A 19,269-nucleotide genomic window follows, 5' to 3' on the forward strand; every position below is an offset into this window, starting at 1 on the left:
GAAGTTTCCGCTGATCGAGCGACCGAGGAACGAGCGAGTCGAGATCCCGGTGCGCCACAACGGTTATCGACCACGAGATCCCGTCAGGGAACGACCGGGCCGGTTCAGCCGAAGTTCTGCGCCCACCAGTAGCGGTAGCTGCTGCCCGAGAGCGTGTAGCCGGCGGCCATCACGGTCCAGCGCGGATTGAGGATGTTCACCCGGTGGCCCGCGGAGTTCATCCAACCCTGCATGACGGACGTCGGCGAGGTATAGCCGGCGGCGATGTTCTCGCCGTAGGCGTCCTTCACGCACAGCCCGCGGGCCAGCTGCTGGTGCTGGAGCCGACCGCGGCTGGCGTTCTCGACCACCACCGGCTGGGAGTACCTGGTCTCCAGGCACTGGCTGTACTTGAGCACCCGCAAGCCGCGCTTCGCGCGCTCGGAGTTGGTCAGCAGCCAGACGTCGATCTTGGCGTCGTTGCCGCGCACGGCGCCGAGGCTGTCGATCCGCCGTCCGTCGGCGATCCGGCCGACGAAGTTGCCCGCGAACACCCGACCCGTGCCGCTGCCCCAGGTGCTGACCACCGGGATGTCCTGGGCGCCGATGGCGTTGTGGAACAGGTACTGGTTGCCCCGCTTGAGCGCAATGGTGCTGCGACGGTCGCCGTTCCAATCACCGATCAGCACCTGGTCGCTGGTCCGGCCGACGACCGCGTTGTAGTTGATCTTCGTGCTCGTCATGGTGTTGATGAACAGGAAGGTGGTGCCCCGACGCAGCCCGAAGGAGTGCCGGCGATCGCCGTTCCAGTCGCCGGCCAGCGGCACGTCCGACGCCAGACCCCAGTTCAGCGACCGTGTCCCGGCATTCGTGGAGAGCGTGTTGATCCAGGTGAACTTCGTCCCGTTTCGGGTGGCGATGGTGTCGGTCCCGTTGCCGTCCCAGTCGCCGACCAGCACCGCGTCACCGGGGTATCCGAGTCGCACGGAGAACTCCACCGGGCCGGATGTCGGGCTGTTGCGGAAGGAGAAGACGTTGCCGTTGCGCACGGCGAACCCGTCCTTGCCGTCACCGTTCCAGTCCCCGACCAGCACCTGCTGCCCGGCCGAGCCGAACAGTGCCGCCCCGGCGAAGGTGTTGCTGGCGACGTCGGAACTCCACACCAGGTACTGCGATCCGGTGGGCGCCGCGGCTGCCGTCCCGACACCGACGGTCGCCACTCCGGTCAGCGCCGCACCGACGACCAGTGCGGCCGACAGCACGCCGACCGCCCCGGACCTTGCTCTGCCTCGTACGCTCATCGCCCTGGGACCCCTGACCTTCGTTGCCGTCGTCGTTGCCGTCGTCGTTGTCGTTGCCATCGTCGTCGTCGTCGTTGCCGTCGTCGTCGCTGTCGGGCCGGCCAACGGCTGCCCGCGCGCCGCACTCACGTGCTCCCGCTGATCCTCTCTGGTGATCGGCATCCCCGCTGTGATCGACTGGGTGAATGCGCATCCAGAAGTTCGGCCACTCGTGTCTGTCCGTAACCGACGGGGCAACCTCGGTCCTCATCGATCCGGGCTCGTTCTCCACCGGTTTCGACGAGCTCACCTCGCTGACCGCGATCCTGGTGACGCACGTGCACGACGACCACGTCGACGCCGATCGCACGGCCGCTCTGGTCCGGAACAACCCCGGGGTCCTCGTCTACGCCGAGCAGGCAGCGGCGGCGAAGCTCACGGCAGTCGGTGTCGAGGCGACTGTGGTGGGCCCGGGTGAGAGCTTCGACGCCGGGATCCCGATCAGTACCTTCGGCGGCGAGCACGCGATCATCCACGCCGACCTGCCGTGCTTCGGCAACGTCGGATTCCTGGTCGGCGGACGGCTCTTCCACCCGGGCGACTCACTGCAGGTTCCGGACGCCGAGGTGGAGATCCTTGCGGTGCCCGTGATGGCGCCCTGGATGGCCATGAAGGAAGCCATCGACTTCGAACGGGCGGTCGCCCCGAAGACTTCGATCCCGATCCACGATGCGCTGTTGTCGACGAAGGTCATGTATTACACGCGACTGGCCCAGATGGGCCCGGAGGGTCTGCGCTGGCTCGACCTCGACGACGGCGAGCCCGTCGATCTGTAACGCTGGTGGCTCATCGCTCGGAGCGGCGACAGGTGGCGATCGACGAGAACGACCACCGTCGCGGCACGATGCCTCCGGCGGGGATGCCCGGCCCGGAGCTCAACCGCCGGACCGGAGGGACGCTTCCGGTCATACCCACGGAACTGGCCCGTCCTCGATCCCGACCAGCGAACCCTGCAGCTCCTGGTTCGGATCCGTCACCCCCAGTGCGCACATCACCGGCGCAGCAGCGTTCGTGGGGATCGGATCCATCAGCAGGGTGAGCCGGCCACCCAGTGTGGGATCCGGCAGCCCGGTCGCCAACGCCAGGAAGGCCTCGCACCCCTCGCGTCCGCGCAGGTCCACCCCCATCCTGATCCGGCGCTCCGTGACCATTGCCATGATCTCCACCCGGTGCGGTCGGTCGCAGGCGGCGAACTGCCGATCGTCCCAGGACGGGGCGCAGACGCCGAGCACGTCGCCGGGCCGTGCCTCGTCGACGGCGATCGGATCGAGCGCGTCGTCGGCACCCTGGCGGGCGAGCACACACACTCCCGGCGCGTCCTGCACCGCAGCGCGCGCGGGCACGGCGACGGCGGCCGTCGACGGCTGGAACGTCAGATGTGTGCCGGTGACGTCCCACGAGTAGCCGCCCCCGATCCGGCCGAAGAGGTAGCTCTGCAGCGGAGTCCTGCATTGGCTCAGCAGGTCCTGGTAACCGATCGGGGTCTCGGACTCCGGCAGCTGGGGCCGCTCGGTGCCGCCGATGACGGTGCCGACACCGGCCCCTGCACACTCGGCGTAGGTGGCAACCGGGACCGGGGAGCGACGGATGTCGGAGGAGTTCCCGAGCTGGGGAGCCGGATCGAGTCGGGCGCAGTCACCCGGTCGGACGCTCGGACCGTGCCCGGCGATGCCCGACACCAGCCGGCCCTGCAGGCCGCTCAGGACGACGACGGCGAGCAGACCGACGACGATGATGGTGACCCCCGTCACCCGCTTGTCCATCGGGTCATCGTAGGAGCAGGCGGAAGGACGGTGCGGATCCCGAGCCGCTCCGACCCGCTGCGGCGCTGCCGTCAGCGGTCGGCCGGCGGCCCGAAGAGCCCGAGTCCGTCCACCTCGGCGTCGGTCGGGCCGGGACCGACCAGGGCCCGCACGGCGCTGCGGTCCAGGCGGGTGAACAGGGCCCTGGACAGCAGGTAGGGATCCACCGAGCGAAGCCCCGCGAGACCCGGGTCGTCGGGTAGCCGCAGCGACAAGGTCGACCACCGGTGCCGCTGATCCTGCAGCACCGGCAGGAACAGGGCCTCGTCCTGCCGGTGCGCTACCAGGGCTTCCGTCAGGTCTGCATGATGGACGACCGCGTTGAACGCCCCCGCCGACGCGCCCTCGGCGATGATCCCGAACGACCGCTGGGTGGAGCGCAGTTCGGCGAGCAGCTCTGCCATCGGTACCCCGTCCCGTTCGGCCAGCTGGCGTGCGGTCCACGCCGACCCGGGCGCACCAGCCATCCGCCCGGTGGTGATGTCGGAGGCGGTGCCGGCCAGGTGCGCGACGACCTGGCGCACGGTCCAGCCCGGGGTTGCCGGGACTTCTCCCTGCTCCGTTGCCGGGTCGATCCCGGCCAGCAGGTCCTCCAGCGCATCCAGCACCCGCCCGTACAACGACGCCCAGCGCCCGTGCCCCGCATCATCCTGGTCCGTGCTCATCGACCCATCCGACACCGACCGGATCGGAGGCGCAAGCAGTGACCCGATCCGGCCGGCGGATGCGGCTCCAGGCGTACGTCGCCGTGTCGACGGCTCAGATGTAGATCGCCGGGTCGACGGCGTCGTCCACCTTCCGGTCACGGACCACGATCGCCTTCGGCCCGACGGCCACCATTCCCGACCCGAGGCTGACGACGACAACGGCATTGGCGCCGACCTTCGCGTCGTCACCGATGGTGATGGGCCCCAACACCTTCGCTCCGGCCCCGATCAGCACCCGGTCACCAACGGCCGGGTGCCGACGCCCGCGGGACATCGACACACCGCCCAGCGTGCTGCCGTGGAACATCAGCACGTCCTCACCCACCGTCGCCGTCTCGCCGATCACCACACCCATGCCGTGGTCGATGAAGAACCGTCGCCCGATCACGGCACCCGGATGGATCTCGACGCCGGTGGCCAACCGGCTCAGCTGGGACAGCACGCGCGCCGGGAAGCGCAGCGGACGGGATGACGTCCAGAGCCGGTGCGCCACCCGGTGCGCCCAGAGTGCGTGCACACCCGGGTACAGCAGGGCTATCTCCCACAGCGATCTGGCTGCCGGATCGCGTCGGCGAGCCGTCCGCAGATCCTCGACCAGCAGTGCCCGCAACGACGGCTTCTGCCCGGAGACCACAACCTGCTGCAGCACAAGAGGTTCTGTCTCCGGTTCAGTGAGATCTGCGGCGCTACGGGACATCTCAGTCGACCAAACCCTCGAACAGCACGGTCGAGAGGTAGCGCTCGCCGTAGGAGGGAATGATCACGACGATGGTCTTGCCGTCGAACTCCGGGCGCCGGGCGATCGTATCGGCGGCGGCCAACGCAGCACCGGACGAGATGCCGACCAGCAATCCCTCCTCGGTCGCCGCGCGACGTGCCCAGGCGACTGCGGTGCCGGCATCGATGTCGAGCACCTCGTCGTAGACGCCGGTGTCCAGGATCTCCGGGACGAAGTTGGCCCCGATACCCTGGATCTTGTGTCCTGCAGGGGATCCACCGTTGAGGATGGGCGACTCTGCCGGTTCCACCGCGAAGACCTTGAAGCCCTCCCGCCGCGACTTGAGCACCTGACCGACACCGGTGATGGTGCCGCCGGTGCCGATCCCGGAGACCAGCGCATCGACGTTCCCGTCGGTGTCGGCCCAGATCTCCTCAGCTGTCGTTGCGCGGTGCACCCGCGGGTTGGCCTCGTTGGCGAACTGACGCGCCAGGACGGATCCCGGTCGCTCCGCGGCGATCTCCTCGGCGCGGCGGACCGCACCCGCCATCCCCTCGACAGCCGGCGTGAGCACCAGTTCGGCGCCGTAACCGCGCAGCAGCGCGCGGCGCTCCTTGCTCATCGAGTCCGGCATCGTCAACACGACGTCGTAGCCGCGGGCCGCGCCGACCATGGCGAGAGCGATCCCGGTGTTCCCGCTGGTGGCCTCGATGATGGTGCCGCCCGGCCGCAGCGCACCGGTGGCCTCTGCGTCGTCGACGATCGCGACCCCGATGCGGTCCTTGACGGAGCTGGCCGGGTTGTAGAACTCCAGTTTCGCCAGCACGGTGGCGCCGGCGCCCTCGGTGAGACGGTTGATCCGCACGAGCGGGGTACGACCGACGAGCTGGGTGACGTCGTCATAGATCTGGGGCATGGGAACGGTCCTCCGGTTCGGCCGGCAGCGGCGCCGTCGGCACAGTGGGTACTACGGACAGTGGGTACTACAGACAGTGGGTTCTACGGACAGTTGGTACTACGGACAGGGCAGACAACTGATGGGGTGGGGCAGGAGCGGATGTGATGCGCGGTAACGGGTTGCAGCACAGCACGGTCGGGCGTCGTGGGGTCCGGCTGGTCGGCACGGACTGCCGAGAGGGTGATGACGGGTCAGACCCGTCGACGGCCTCCGACGCCCTGCGCACAGGGACAACAGGCGGCGCGCACGATCGCCGTGCGGGTGGCCACCGGGATCGCTTCGAGGTCGAACGGCGAGTACCCCATGCCGACCTCCAGAAGTTTCGTCGGGCACTCGACGCAGGCCCGTGCTCCCAGGTTACGTGAGGCAAGGCCGTCGAGCGGGGTGTGGACAAGCAGGTCCGCCGAACGGGTCCGCGCACTACCCTGTGCCGAGGGAGCACGGCTGCCGGGCCTGAGCAGGACGGCCGGGGCTGGGTCGGAAGCGGAGTGGACGTGGTGGATACCCCGGGGCGGGACCCCCAGGCCGGTACTGCGCGGGCGGAGTCGGGCACCGATTCGTCCAGCATGCAGCCGGTTGACGCATCGCCGGACAGCGCCCGGCTACCCGAAGCTCCACCGGAGCTCAGCTACCTGCTGATCCGCGGGTTGGTCACCCGCGCGCAATCGGGCGACGGCGGTGAGGTGATCGAGGCCGGCCGGACGTGGATCTCGGCACTGCCGGACGACGACCCCCGCCAGTTCTGGTTCCGGTTCGTCTCGTTCACCGCGATCCAGGCCGAACCCACCCTGGGGGACGAGGAAGCGATGGCCGAGGCCCTCGTCGACCGCGCTGTCCGACTGCACGATGCCGCGCTCGAGTCCATTGCGAGGGCAGCCCGTGCGATCGTTGGCGGGACGAAGGGGCGGGCCGCGAATGCTGTCATCGACCTGGCCAAGGCCACGGTGCTGCTGGACTCGGTCACCCCGGTGCCCCGCGATCGGGAGTTCGCCCGCGGTGTTGCAGCGACAGCGCTGAACACCCTGGCCCAGGGTTTGATGCGCAACGGCCTGAACGACCATGCCCGGTACCGCCTGCGGCTGCTGCGCGAGATGGCCGACGATGCCACCCTGGTCGGACTGCGGTTCGTCACCGACGGCAACATCGGCTGGACGTATCTCGGTGAAGCACTCGAGTTGTTGATCGAGGACCGGGCCGCGGACGCGCAGCAGACCTTCCGGCGGGCCAGGTCCGCCTTCGATGCCGCGGTCGCCGATGCGCACCCGCAGTTCGCTTCCCCAGCCATGGTCAGGGCCATCAGCGCACTCGGACTGGCGATGGGCGTGCTCGGAGGAGACGACGGGTTGCTGGACGAGCTGGGAGGAGTGCTGGAGGACGGCGAGTACCTGCGGCCCGAGCACCGGGCAGTGGTGCTGCTCGCCCTGGGCCGCGGAATGCGGTTGCGATCACGGAACGTCGAGGCGATTGCGGCTCTGGAGCAGGCCCGCTCGCTGCTCCTCCCGGATCGCTCGTTCCGCTCGATCAGTGCTCTGGTGATGACGGAATCCATCGCGGTCGTGACGGACGGACGAGAACCGGACCCCGCCGGATCGGCGCACCAACAGATGCTGCGGGTACTGCTGGAGGAGCGACAGGGCGAGTTGGCTTCCCGGTACACCGCCTACGAGGAGGCCCTCGCCCACGAGTTGCAGTACGCAGAACACAGCCAGCTCAGCCGGCTCGCCTCGGTGGACGTCCTGACGGGTGTCCACAATCGGCGGGTGCTGGAGCGCGACATGGCGTCGTTGCTCACCGAGATGCGCAGCAGTGGCGGAAACGGTGCGTTGGTGTTCATCGATCTGGACGAGTTCAAGCAGATCAACGACCAGCACACGCATCTGGTGGGGGACGAGGTGCTCCGACAGCTCGGTCGGTCCCTGCGATCGGCGATGCACCCGGGCGATCTAGTCATGCGGTACGGCGGCGACGAGTTCGTGATGGTGTTCCACCGTCGGTCGCCGGCCGCTGCGGGCCTCGCACTGGACACGGCTGCGACCGATTTCGCGACCGCGACCGCGAGGATCCTCGGCACCGAGGTCGGCTGCACGTTCACCCGAGGGGTGGTCGCCGTCGATGCCGCATCGACGGTGGAGGCACTGATCGAATCCGCGGACCGGATGATGCTGGAGCAGAAGTTGGATCGTCCTACGCCGTCCGGGTGATCGGGATGCGCTTTTCGAGTGAATCTTACCCATCGGAGTAGGTGACCGGGCAGGATGGGCCTGTGACGTGTCCATCGGTCGACGGCGAGGCTGCACAGCCCTCCACCGATGACTCCTCGACGCCTCCGCTGCCGGAGTTCGACGTCACGTCGTTGCGTTCGCTGTTCAACGAAGCACAATCGGGTCGGGCGGTCGACCTGGCCGATCGGTGCGGCCGATGGGACGAGCAGCTGGCGCCCGAGGACCCACGCCGGTGGTGGGTGCTGGTGGTGTGGTTCGTGACCGTGCAGAGCGATGCGAGGGCCGGCGACCCACTGGTGTTGGCCGAGCGGATGCTCCAGGAGGCGACGCGCACCAGGTCCACGTCCGCCGAGACGGTCGCCAGGGCCGCCAGGGCTCTCACCAGGGCATCGCTCGGGCAACCGGCAAGTGCGGTCGCCGATCTCGGGCGGGCGACCGCCCTGCTCGGCGCCCTCTCGACGGCCGCTCGGGACGACGAGACACCTGCGGAGCTGTATGTGCGGACGCTGGCGGCGAACCTGCTGGGGCTGGGACTCATGCGCAGCGGGCTGTACGCGGAAGCCAGGAACCATCTCCGGGCCATGCTGGCGCCGGAGGTGTTGGCCGACGCCGACGCGATGGCACCGGCAGTGGCCAGGTTCAACATCGGCTGGACCCACTTGTCGGACGGGCTGGAGGCCTCGACGAGCGGGGACGCACAGCGCGCGAAGCGGTGCTTCACCGAATCGGCCAGATGGTTCGCGCAGACCCTCGACGAACCGGTGTTGCGGGCACCGGGCTCGTGGCTGCGCACCGCCGCCTCGGCCCTGGGCGCGGCCGCCGGCGATCTGGCCGACCACCCGAGCGCGCCGGCGGCGCTGGACGCGGTGCTGCAGCGCGGGGACTTCCTCCGTCCTGATCACGCGGCGATCTGTCGACTGGCCTCGGCCCGCCGCCGCCGGCTCTCCGGGGACCCGGAACAGGCAGCCATCGAACTGGCCAGGGCCGAGCAGTCGCTGCCCGCCCAGCATGCCCACCGCAGCATCAGCTTCGCCGTGTGGGCCGAGTCGATCCTGCTGGAACAGTCTGCGACATCGTCGCCCGCCCGTGACGACGCCCTGGTCGACACGCTCGAGGTGTTGGTGGCCCAGCGCCGCCGCGACCGACAGGCACTCGACGCCGACTACGCCCAGGCCACCGAACGCGCCCGGTTGCTCCTGAACCCGGCTGACCTGACCTCCATCTCGATCGACGCGCTCACCGGGGTCCGCGATCGCCGCGCTCTCCCGGAACTCGAGCAGCTGGTGGCACAGTCCAATGACGACGGATCAGCCGGGTGTCTGGCCTTCCTGGACCTGGACGACCTCAAGCAGCTCAACGACCGTCACAGCCACCAACTGGGCGACGAGGTGCTCCGGCTGTTCGGCGCGGAGCTCCGGCACATCCTGCGGCCGGGCGATCTGGCCGTCCGGTACGGCGGCGACGAGTTCGTGGTGCTGCTGCGCAGCCGATCGCTCGACGGCACCCACCAGCTGCTCGACGCGATGGTCTCACGCTTCGCCGACAGCTCGGCAGCCCTTCCGGGCGTCGATGGGCCGGTGACCTTCAGCCGGGGGATCAGCGAGACCGGGACGGGCACCAACCTGTCCGAACTGTTGCTGCAGGCCGACCAGGACCTGTTGCACAGCAAGCATTCCCGCCATCGAGCCGTCGTCCTGGCGCACGCGCAGGCCGCTCAGGGGCCGCCCGGCCAATCCGCGAGCGACGATCCCGAGATGAGCTCATAGGCCTGGATGTACCGGTCACGGGTGGCGGTCACCACCTCCGCGGGGAGCTCCGGCGGCGGGGTGTCGGAATGCCGGTCCCAGCCGGACGCGGCGGAGGTGAGCCAATCGCGGACGTACTGCTTGTCGAAGGACGCCTGGGCCCGGCCCTCCCGGTACTCGGCGGCCGGCCAGAAACGGGAGGAGTCCGGGGTCAGCACCTCGTCACCGAGCACGAGCGTCCCGTCCGGAGTGCGGCCGAACTCGAACTTGGTGTCCGCCAACAACACTCCGCGATCTGCTGCATGTCCTGCGGCCCGACCGTAGATGGCGAGGGTCAGCGCGCGGAGCTCGGCGGCCGCCGCCTCACCGACCATGCCGACCACGTGCGCATAGTCGATGTTCTCGTCGTGCAGTCCCACGTCGGCCTTCGCCGCCGGGGTGAAGATCGGCTCCGGCAGCCGTGAGGACTCCGTCATGCCGGCCGGCAGCGGGATCCCGCAGACCGTCCCGCTGGAGCGGTACTCGAGCAGCCCGGAACCGGCGAGATAGCCCCTGGCGACGCATTCGACCGGGACCATCTCGAGGGTGCGCACCAGCATGGCCCGGCCGAGCACCTCGGCGGGGATGCGCGGATCCTGCACGGACACCACGTGGTTCGGCACCAGATCGGCGAGCAGTTCGAACCAGAACATGCTCATCGCCGTCAACACCCGGCCCTTGTCGGGGATGGGGGTCGGCAGGATGTGGTCGTAGGCGCTGATCCGGTCGGTGGCCACGAACAGCAGCGTCTGTTCGTCGACCCGGTGGATCTCGCGGACCTTGCCGGAGGCCAGATGCTGGTAGTCCTGCAGTCGGGCCATCAGGCGCCTTCGTCTCCATCAGCGTCGTCGAGCAGACCACGTCGGCGCAGCAGCGGGGTGATGTCGGGCTCCCGGCCGACGACATCGGCGAAGGAGGTCATCGGATCCCGCGTACTGCCGACGGCCAACAGCTTGCGGCGGAACGTGTCCCCGTTCTCACGGGTCAGCCCGCCGTTGGACCGGAACCATTCGACAGTATCGGCGTCCAGCACTTCCGACCACAGGTAGGAGTAGTACCCGGCCGCGTATCCGCCGAGCCCGGCGAAGATGTGCTGGAAGTAGGTGGTCCGGTACCGCGGCGGCACCAGTTCATCCGCAATCCCTGCTGCCACCAACGACTGTTCCTCGAAATCGATGGGGTCGTCGATGTCCTCGTCGGACTGGATGCGGTGCCAGGCCTGGTCCAGCAGTGTCGCACCGAGCATCTCGGAGGTCCCCTGACCCTGCCCCCACACCGAAGCCCGGTGCAGCGCATCGAGCATTAGCTGCGGGAGCACCTCGCCGGTCTCGACGTGCCGCGCGTAGTTCCGGACGATCTCCGGCTCCAGCGCCCACATCTCGTTCACCTGGCTGGGGAACTCGACGAAATCGCGCGGAACGCTGGTACCGGACAACCGCGGGTAGGTGACATCGGAGAACAGTCCGTGCAAGCAGTGTCCGAACTCGTGGAAGAACGTCCGGACTTCGTCGAGCGTCAGCAGCGTCGGCGTGCCCTCCGGCGCCTGGGCCACGTTCAGGACGTTGAGGATCACCGGCTTCGTGCCGAGCAGGTGGCTCTGCTCGACGAAGTTCGTCATCCAGGCACCACCGCGTTTGATGTCGCGCGCGAAGAAATCGCCCAGGTAGAGCCCGAGGATGGTCTCCTCACCGGATGCGGGATGATCGACGACCTCCCACACCCGCACCTCCGGGTGGTAGCCGACGAGATCGGGACGCGGCCGGAAGGTGATGCCGTACAGGCGCTCCGCCGCGTGGAAGACCCCGTCGACGAGCACCCGTTCGAGTTCGAAGTAGGGCTTCAGCTGCGCGGTGTCCACCTGGAACCGTTCAGCCTCCACCTGCGAAGCGTAGTACGACCAGTCCCATGGTTCGAGATCGATCCCGTCACGGGAAGCGAACTCCTGCAACAGTTCCGCTTCAGCTGCTCGGCGCGCAGCCGCCGGCCGCACCATCCGGGAGAGCATCGCGTCGACGGCGGCCGAGGTGCGCGCCGTCTGGTCGGAGGCGACCAGGTCTGCGTAGGTGTCGAACCCGAGGAGCTGCGCCGATCGGGCCCGCAGCACGGCGATCTGCTGCGCGATCGGGGCGTTGTCGGTCTCGCCGGCAGACGCGCGGTTGACCGAGGCCTCGTACAACCGGGCTCGGACGTCCCGGTCACCGAGCGAGGCGAGCAACGGCTGCTGGCTCGGCAACCCCAGCGCAACCAGATGCCCCTGCTCTCCACGCTTCTCGGCCGCCGCCGCCGTCGCCGCCATCGCGTCGGCACCGACTCCGACCATCTCGGCCCCGGTCAGCAGCAGGGCACTGGCCTCGGTGTCGGCGAGCAGCTGCCGCTGGAAGATGCTGCCCAGGGTGGCGACCTGCTGGTTGAGGCTCTTCAGCTCGTCCCGACCCTGCGCGTCGAGGCGCGCTCCGGCCAACACGAAATCGGCATGGTGCCGCTCCACGAGCGCGATCTGCTGCGCATCGAGTGCCAGATCGAAGCGGCCGCGGTGGACGGCGTCGATCCGCTGGAACAGATCGGGGTTCAGCTTGATCTCGTCGAAGTGCGCCGCCAGCCGCGGGGACAGCTCGGCTTCCAGCTGTTGCATGTCGGCGGTGGCCATCGATCCGACGAGGTTGAAGAACACCAGGGCCACCCGGTTCAGACCCTGGCCGCTGCGCTCCAGGGCGACCAGGGTGTTCTCGAAGTCCGGCACCGCGGGATCGGCGACGATCGCGGCGATCTCGGCCAGGTGCTCGGCCGCGAAGTGCTCCCACGCGGGCAGGTAGTGCTCGAGCTCGATGTCGGCGAACCGGGGCAGACCGAACGGGAGATCGGACGGCCGCGCGAACGGGTTGTCGGCCGGCAGGGGCGGAGTCGGTGCTGGAGGAGCTGACATGACAGACAGTCCATCACGCACCGCATCGAGCCCGCCAACCACGCCGTCCGCTCACCGCATGCTGGATGGTCAGGCGCACGCTGGACAGCCAACCGCATGCTGGACGGCCAGCCGCATTCTGGACGGCCAGCCGCATTCTGGATGGTCGGTTTCAGCGCCGTCCGGCCATGGATCCGACAGTCCGGGATGCGAGGTCGAAGTCCTCCGTCACGAGGAAGCCGTTGACCGCTGCTCCCACGAACGACCCGTTGCCCATCGCCAGCGGCACGTTGGCCATCGGGTTCACCACGTTGCCGGCTGCCCAGATCCTGGGATGGGTGGTCCGTCCGAATTCGTCCACCGTCAGGAAACTCCCCCAGGGACCGTCGGTGCGCTGCAGACCCAGCCCGTCGAGGAACCCGTCGTGCAGCACCGGCGTACCGATGGTGAACACCGCCTCGATCTGTTCGATCGACCCGTCCGCCAGCCGTACGCCGCTGATGTCCCGGCCCTCGCCCAGAATCTCCTCGACAGCGGTCCGGACGATCCGCACGTTCCGCGCCGACAACCGCCGCTCGTCCGTCTCTGCCAGCGGGACGTCCGACGGCAGGAACAGCACCACATCGTCGCTGAGCTGTCGCACCATCTGCACCTGGTGCAGACCGAAGGCCGAGGTCGCGAGCACGCCGAGCCGGCGCCCCCGGACCTCCCAGCCATGGCAGTAGGGACAGTGCAGGACGCTGTGTCCCCAGCGCTCGGCGAGTCCAGCAACGTCCGGCAGCCGGTCACCGACCCCGGTCGCAACGATCACCGCACGCGCCGACCAGCGCCTCCCGGATTCGGCCGTGACGAGCACTGGTCCGTCCGCTGGTCCTGCCACCGCGGCCACGCGCTCTGCGGCGAACTGCACCCCGTACTGCTCCACCTCCACCCTCCCGCGGGCGACCAGGTCCGCCGGCGAGGTGCCCTCGTTCCCCAGCACCCCGTGCATCTCGTCGGCGAACCGGTTCCGGGTCTCGCCGGCATCGACGACCAACACGGACCGGAGGGATCGACCCACCATCAGCGCTGCACTCAGACCCGCCGCTCCGCCACCGATCACCACGACATCGAACTCGTTGTTGTCCATGGGATCCAGCCTCCGCGGCATTCACCACAGTGGCAAGTATACTTGCCGAATTGGCAAGTCCGGTGCGTGACGACGGGAACAGACATGGTGGCAGAACTCCAGCAGCTCGGCGCTCGACTCAGAGCCGCGCGCACCGCACGGGGGTGGACGCTCGACGACCTGGCACCGCTCGGCGGCATGTCGGTGAGCACCCTTTCCCGCCTCGAGTCGGGCAAACGTCAGGCCAGCCTGGAGCTGTTGATACCGCTGACCCGCGCGCTGGGGATCCGGGTCGACGACCTGCTGGTGCCGGCACCGGTCGATCCGCGGGTCTCGCGCCCTTCCTTCCGACGACCCGGGATGACGGTGCGCCCGCTGGCACCCGAGGACTCGACCCTGCTCGCCTACGCCATCGACTACGAGCCGGGGGTCCCGTTACCGGAGCCGAACACCCACCCCGGTCGCGACTGGGTCTACGTGACAAGCGGAAAGTTGTTGCTGCAGCTCGGATCGCAGGAGCTCGTGCTGGCTCGCGGTGAGGCTGCCGAGTTCGACACCCTGGTGCCGCATGCCATGGGGGCCGCGGGTGCCCGACCGGCGCGGATCATCTCGATCTTCAACCAGGACGGCGATCGCCTGCACGTCCACTCCCCCGACGGCGACCACTGAAAGGACGCTCACGAGAACCCTTGATCGGCAACGGGGTCTCGACTCCTGCGTCGCTCGACCACCGAACCATCTCGACTCCTGCGTCGCTCGACCACCGAACCATCTCGACTCCTGCGTCGCTCGACCACCGAACCAACTCGACTCCTGCATCGGCCGAGCGCCGACGCAGCACTCCACCTCCCAGTCAGGGCATCTCGTCCGGAACCCACTCCAGGTCGGATGCCCACACGGCTGCGGTCGAATCCGACGGCGCTCGCCAGTCGCCGCGCGGCGACAGCGAGCCACCGGCCGCCACCTTGGGGCCGTTGGGGATGGCGGATCGTTTGAACTGGCTGAAGCCGAAGAACCGCTTCACGAACACCTCGAGCCAGTGCCGGATCTCCGCCAACGTGTACTGCTGCTTCGAGTCCTCGTCGAACCCCGGCGGCCACTCCCCGGATGACGCGTCGTGCCAGGCGTGCCAGGCCAGGAAGGCGATCTTCGACGGCGGGAACCCATACCGCAGGACGTAGTACAGGGTGAAGTCCTGCAGGGCGTAGGGGCCGATGCTCGCCTCGGTGCTCTGCGGCTTCTCACCCTCGCGCGTCGGCACCAGTTCCGGGGTGATCTCCGTGTCCAGGATCGACCGCAGTACCACACCCGCCTCGTCCGAGAAGAGTTGCTGGGCGATCGCCCACCGGATCAGGTGCTGGATCAGGGTCTTGGGCACACCTGCGTTCACCGCGTAGTGCGACATCTGGTCACCGACACCGTAGGTGCACCATCCCAGCGCCAATTCGGACAGATCACCGGTGCCCAGCACGATGCCGCCTCGATTGCCGGCGATGCGGAACAGGTAGTCGGTGCGCAGACCGGCCTGGACGTTCTCGAAGGTGACGTCGTACACCGCTTCACCGCCGGCGTACGGATGCCCGATGTCGGCCAGCATCCGCTCTGCCGCCGGTCGGATGTCGATCTCGGCGAACTCGACACCCAGTGCCGCACAGAGCTTCTCGGCATTGAGCTTGGTGTGTTCGGTGGTGGCGAAGCCCGGCAGCGTGTAGGCCAGGATGTCGGTGCGTGGTCGGCCGACCCGGTCCATCGCCCGCGCAGCCACGATCAGGGCGTGCGTCGAATCGAGCCCACCGCTGACCCCGATGACGATCTTCGGGGTGCCGATCGACTCCAACCGGCGCTGCAGCCCGGAGACCTGGATGTTGTAGGCCTCGTAGCAGTCGAGGTTGAGCCGCTCGATGTCGTTGGGCACGAACGGGTACCGGTCCACCGGCCTGCGCAGACCACCCACGGCGCGCTGGAAGTCGGGCTCCGGGTGTGGGGAGAGGTAGCCCTCCTGGTACCCGCCCAGGCCCTCGAACTCGACCGTCCGGAAGCCGGCGCGGACCGAGAAGGAGCGAGCATTGTCGTCGAAAGTGCCCTGTCGCAACCGTTCCTGACGGATCCGGCCGAGATCGACGTCGGCAACGGTGATCCGGGTCCCGTCCGGAAACCTCTCACCCTCGGCCAGCAGCTCACCGCACTCATACACCATCGTCTGACCGTCCCACGACAGATCGGTGGTCGATTCCCCCTGTCCGGCAGCGGCATACAGGTAGGCCGCGAGACAGCGGGCGGACGCCGAACGCACCAGCAACCGACGGTCCTCAGCACGGGCAACGGTGATCGGGCTGCCCGACAGGTTGAGCAGCACGCTCGCTCCGGCCAGCGCGGCCTCCGCGGACGGCGGCACCGGGACCCACATGTCCTCGCAGATCTCGGCGAAGATCGTCAACCCGGGCACGTCCGTCGAGCGGAACAGCAGATCGCAGCCGAACGGCACCGAGATCCGCAGGTCAGGAGGGACGTCGGTGGTGCCGATCCTCGGCACGAAGACCTCGATCTCCTCGCCGATCACACCCTCGCCGCTGCCGAAATATCGACTGTCGTAGAACTCCCGGTAGGTCGGCAGGTACGACTTCGGGGCCACCCCGAGGATCACGCCCCGATGGATGACGACCGCGCAGTTGTAGACCCGGTTGCCCCACTGCAGCGGCGCGCCGACCACGAGCAGCGTCGGGAGGTCGTGGGTGTCCTCGCACAGCTGCGAGAGCGCACCCAACGTGCGCCCCAGGACGACGTCCTGCAGGACCAGATCGTCGATCGCATATCCGGTCATGCCCATCTCGGGGAAGACGGCGACCTGCACACCGTCCGCCGCCGCGGCGCGCGCGGCAGCTGCAGTCCGGCGCGCGTTCTCGGCGGGATCGGCGATCGCCACCGGCACCGTGCACGCCGCCACACGCACGAACCCGTGCGCTGCCGGACTGGCGAAATCGGCTCTGTAGGTCACGCCCTCGATCCTTCCACGACACACATCCCCGGCGGTCTCCCCGCACCTCGACCAGCACCCGAGCTCCAAAGCTGCGTGCGAGGCGGCGAGCGGGCCCAGGGTTCGTCCATGACCTCGATCGGCGACACGCCGGCCACGAGCGAGGAACCTGTGAGGAGCGGGCGGCGCGCTGTCTGCGGCCGGCGGCTCGACGCGACGGCCTTCCGGCTGCTGTCGGCGGTCGCTGTACTGAGCGCAGTCGCCGTCGTCGTGCCGGCAACCCGCCTGCACCTCGTCGACGGGGTGGGCGGATCCGTCCGTGCGACCGTGGTGGAGGCGTTCGGCGCCCCCGGCCTGATCGCGGCGCCGGCCCCGGTCGCGGCCACCGTCGGGGTCATTTCGCTCTGCGCGGTTGCCCGTCGGCGGAACAGCCGCGATGCCAGGACCGCGGCCACGGTGGTGGCCTCAGCAGTGCTTGCCGCCGTCGTGGTGGCCACCGCGACGACCCACATCGGCATCGCCGGCCTGCCGACTGCCGCCGTACTGTTCGGCCTGGCCCGATCACGCACTGGGTGAGCGCCACGGTTGGAACGCACTGCACGACGCCCTGGGAGCGAACGTTCGGCAGGGGCGGCCCGGGTGCTGGGGCAGCTCAGCGGCGCACCCGGTATCGCAGGTGCGTCGCCCGCGTGCCGGCGACGACGGTGGGGTCCTCCAACAGGATCGGTCCGCTCGTCAACGATCCGAAGTAGGCCTTTCCCGAAGTCATCAACAGGGGTACGAGGCTGACCGCCACCTCATCGACGAGCCCGAGGTCGAGCGCCTGGCCGACAACATCCGCGCTGGCAATCGCCACGTCGCGGTCGCCGGCGATCTCCTTCGCCAGGGCGATCGCCCTGGGCACGTCGTCGACGAACGTGGTGCGCGGCCAGCGGGAGGCGTCGGCGGGAGGTCGGTGCGTGACCACGACCACCGGTGCCCCGACCGGGTGTTGGTCTCCCCAGCCGTCCGTGATGTCGAACAGCCGCCGCCCGGACACCAGTGCGCCGACATCGGTCATCATCGAGCGCACCAGAGCGGCGCCCAGCTCGTCCGGACGGAACCGGATGTCTCGGTTGCGGCTCTCGACCTCCACGGAGCCGGCGCTGTACCACTCGAACAACGCGCCGACCTCGTCGCTGTGGGTGGCGATGTAGCCGTCGAGCGACATCGTCATGTGTGCTGTCACGTTCGTCATGTGATTCTCCTTCCGTATGTGTTGGGCCGCAGCTGTTTCCGCTGCGGCGCCCCATCTGATGACCGACGGCTGAGTCGATCAGCCCTGGGGGTGAAGATCGTCGATCACACCTCCGCCATCACCGTCTTCAACCGTTTGGTTGTTCATGACCGTAGGCATGACCAGTCCCCGTTGTCAACCCTTTGGTTGAGCAAGCGGTCGAGATCCGGGAGGACCGCAGCCTCGAATGGCGGGTTGGTCCAGAGGCGGCTACAAGGAACCTGAGAAATCGTTATCTCAGACCCGGCAGAGCGGCCGATCGGCCGCGGAGGAGACCGACCCATGACCGAGCACCCCCAGCAGGATCACCACCGACCCACCGGACTGGGCATGCCCGTCAGCCGCAAATCGTTCCTCCGTGCCTCGATGACGGCAGGGCTCGCCGTCGCCGGTGCCGGTGCGATGACAGCGCTCGGGCCGGCAACGCCGGCGTCCGCTGCGCCGTCGGTGCAGAAGATCAAGGTCATCGCGGGCACCGGTACCGCCCCGGTCTACGGCGTCGGGGCCACCGACCTCGGGATCCCGGCCCGCTGCCCGGACGGCCGGAACCTGTACATCTTCGGCGACACCTTCGCCGACCGATTCGGCGGCGCCAACTGGCGATCGCCGGTGGGGCTGTACTCGCCGAGCTCCTCCGGTAACCCCATCTTCTTCAACGGAGCGGTCGGCGGACCCACCGCGAGGCAGCTGTGGGACTACCCGCACGATTCCTACTTCGCGACGGTGATCCCGTCCGACATCATCACCATCGGCTCCACGATGTATCTGCAGGCCATCGTCAACGGACCGACGTTCGGTCAGGTCCGGTGGACGGAGATCTGGAAGTCGACCGACTCGGGTGAGAACTGGACGCACACCGGGGTCAAGTTCGACGGCACCCAGGACGGCGGCCGCTTCCAGCTCATCACCTGGGCGCTCGGTCCCGACGACTTCGTCTACCTCTACGGCACCGGGTTCCAGCGCGACAAGGGTCTGATCCTGTGCCGCGTGCAGAGGGACAGCCTCGAGAACAAGGCCGCCTACCAGCCCTGGGGCTACCAAGGGGGCTGGGGCTGGGGCAAGCCGGCGACCGAGGTGCTCGGCGGCAAGTTCGGTGAGATGTGCCTGCGTCGGTACGGCAGCAAGTACGTGTTGACCTGGTTCAACGCCGGCGCCTACCGGATGGACGCGATGGTGCTCAACTCTCCGATCGACAACCTGGTCACCACGACGAAGACGACCCTGATCCAGGGCGGCAGCTGGGGCGCCGAGGACAACACCCACGTGGCCCAGCTCTACGGCGGCTACCAGGTCCCGGGCGGGTCCATCTCGAACTTCGACCTGATCGTCAGCCAGTGGAACACCACCGCCGGCGCCGACAACACGCCCTATCAGGCGATGCAGTTCCGGGTGTCCGGGCTCGCCTGAACCCAGCAGGGTGCGCTGGCTGTCGAGCACCGCCGCAGGTGCGGCCCATCGGTTCGGCGTGCGTGCGCCGCACAGGTGGGCCGCGTCGCATA

16 protein-coding genes are annotated in these 19,269 nt (G+C 68.7%); 6 read left to right on the plus strand and 10 right to left on the minus strand.

Annotation, left to right across the window (positions count from 1 at the left end; all coding sequences use genetic code 11):
* Window positions 1-104: 104 nt before the first annotated feature.
* Window positions 105-1,442: a CAP domain-containing protein gene (locus ABLG96_RS18980; protein WP_353648876.1), complete on the minus strand. Its 1,338-nt coding sequence runs from the start codon at window positions 1,440-1,442 to the stop codon at window positions 105-107.
* 23 nt (window positions 1,443-1,465) lie between these two features.
* On the opposite strand from ABLG96_RS18980, the gene ABLG96_RS18985 reads away from it, so the two are divergent.
* Window positions 1,466-2,095, plus strand: coding sequence for an MBL fold metallo-hydrolase (locus ABLG96_RS18985; RefSeq protein WP_353648877.1), 630 nt, complete (start codon window positions 1,466-1,468; stop codon window positions 2,093-2,095).
* A 129-nt stretch (window positions 2,096-2,224) separates the two neighbouring features.
* On the opposite strand, the gene ABLG96_RS18990 is transcribed toward ABLG96_RS18985, so the two are convergent.
* From ABLG96_RS18990 to cysK, 4 genes are all read right to left on the minus strand, one after another.
* Window positions 2,225-3,082 carry a hypothetical protein gene (locus ABLG96_RS18990; RefSeq protein ID WP_353648878.1) on the minus strand — a complete coding sequence of 286 codons (858 nt, stop codon included), beginning with the start codon at window positions 3,080-3,082 and terminating at the stop codon, window positions 2,225-2,227.
* Window positions 3,083-3,153: 71 nt separating this feature from the next.
* Entirely contained in the window at window positions 3,154-3,786 is a 633-nt protein-coding gene (locus ABLG96_RS18995) for a DinB family protein (protein WP_353648879.1), read from the minus strand.
* Window positions 3,787-3,880: 94 nt separating this feature from the next.
* Window positions 3,881-4,477 carry a serine O-acetyltransferase gene (gene cysE / locus ABLG96_RS19000; protein ID WP_353648880.1) on the minus strand — a complete coding sequence of 199 codons (597 nt, stop codon included), beginning with the start codon at window positions 4,475-4,477 and terminating at the stop codon, window positions 3,881-3,883.
* A gap of 49 nt (window positions 4,478-4,526) precedes the next feature.
* Window positions 4,527-5,462 carry a cysteine synthase A gene (cysK, locus tag ABLG96_RS19005; RefSeq protein ID WP_353648881.1) on the minus strand — a complete coding sequence of 312 codons (936 nt, stop codon included), beginning with the start codon at window positions 5,460-5,462 and terminating at the stop codon, window positions 4,527-4,529.
* 536 nt (window positions 5,463-5,998) lie between these two features.
* Between cysK and ABLG96_RS19010 the strand changes: the two genes are divergently transcribed.
* Window positions 5,999-7,705 (plus strand): GGDEF domain-containing protein, encoded by a 1,707-nt coding sequence (locus tag ABLG96_RS19010; protein ID WP_353648882.1) that lies wholly within the window; start codon window positions 5,999-6,001, stop codon window positions 7,703-7,705.
* A gap of 62 nt (window positions 7,706-7,767) precedes the next feature.
* Window positions 7,768-9,492: a GGDEF domain-containing protein gene (locus ABLG96_RS19015; protein ID WP_353648883.1), complete on the plus strand. Its 1,725-nt coding sequence runs from the start codon at window positions 7,768-7,770 to the stop codon at window positions 9,490-9,492.
* Here ABLG96_RS19015 and ABLG96_RS19020 read toward each other — a convergent pair.
* From ABLG96_RS19020 to ABLG96_RS19030, 3 genes are all read right to left on the minus strand, one after another.
* The gene (locus tag ABLG96_RS19020) at window positions 9,441-10,331 is read right to left on the minus strand and encodes a phosphoribosylaminoimidazolesuccinocarboxamide synthase (RefSeq protein ID WP_353648884.1); all 891 of its coding nucleotides are present in this window, start codon (window positions 10,329-10,331) and stop codon (window positions 9,441-9,443) included. The two genes, ABLG96_RS19015 and ABLG96_RS19020, sit on opposite strands and share 52 nt — an antisense overlap.
* Window positions 10,331-12,433: a M3 family metallopeptidase gene (locus ABLG96_RS19025; RefSeq protein ID WP_353648885.1), complete on the minus strand. Its 2,103-nt coding sequence runs from the start codon at window positions 12,431-12,433 to the stop codon at window positions 10,331-10,333. The genes ABLG96_RS19020 and ABLG96_RS19025 overlap by 1 nt, the downstream gene beginning before the upstream one ends.
* Window positions 12,434-12,584: 151 nt before the next feature.
* The gene (locus ABLG96_RS19030; protein ID WP_353648886.1) at window positions 12,585-13,541 is read right to left on the minus strand and encodes an NAD(P)/FAD-dependent oxidoreductase; all 957 of its coding nucleotides are present in this window, start codon (window positions 13,539-13,541) and stop codon (window positions 12,585-12,587) included.
* Between the two features lie 84 nt (window positions 13,542-13,625).
* Between ABLG96_RS19030 and ABLG96_RS19035 the strand changes: the two genes are divergently transcribed.
* Window positions 13,626-14,189: an XRE family transcriptional regulator gene (locus ABLG96_RS19035; protein WP_353651589.1), complete on the plus strand. Its 564-nt coding sequence runs from the start codon at window positions 13,626-13,628 to the stop codon at window positions 14,187-14,189.
* Between the two features lie 184 nt (window positions 14,190-14,373).
* Here the strand turns inward: ABLG96_RS19035 and ABLG96_RS19040 are convergent, their stop codons facing one another.
* The gene (locus ABLG96_RS19040; protein WP_353648887.1) at window positions 14,374-16,515 is read right to left on the minus strand and encodes an NAD(+) synthase; all 2,142 of its coding nucleotides are present in this window, start codon (window positions 16,513-16,515) and stop codon (window positions 14,374-14,376) included.
* A 108-nt stretch (window positions 16,516-16,623) separates the two neighbouring features.
* Between ABLG96_RS19040 and ABLG96_RS19045 the strand changes: the two genes are divergently transcribed.
* On the plus strand, window positions 16,624-17,070 hold the full coding sequence (locus ABLG96_RS19045) for a hypothetical protein (protein WP_353648888.1): 447 nt from the start codon (window positions 16,624-16,626) through the stop codon (window positions 17,068-17,070).
* A 76-nt stretch (window positions 17,071-17,146) separates the two neighbouring features.
* Here ABLG96_RS19045 and ABLG96_RS19050 read toward each other — a convergent pair whose 3' ends face one another.
* Entirely contained in the window at window positions 17,147-17,731 is a 585-nt protein-coding gene (locus ABLG96_RS19050) for a dihydrofolate reductase family protein (RefSeq protein WP_353648889.1), read from the minus strand.
* Window positions 17,732-18,052: 321 nt separating this feature from the next.
* Between ABLG96_RS19050 and ABLG96_RS19055 the strand changes: the two genes are divergently transcribed.
* Window positions 18,053-19,177, plus strand: coding sequence for a DUF4185 domain-containing protein (locus ABLG96_RS19055; protein WP_353648890.1), 1,125 nt, complete (start codon window positions 18,053-18,055; stop codon window positions 19,175-19,177).
* Window positions 19,178-19,269 lie beyond the last annotated feature (92 nt).

This window comes from Nakamurella sp. A5-74, from assembly GCF_040438885.1.
Lineage (GTDB): Bacteria > Actinomycetota > Actinomycetes > Mycobacteriales > Nakamurellaceae > Nakamurella.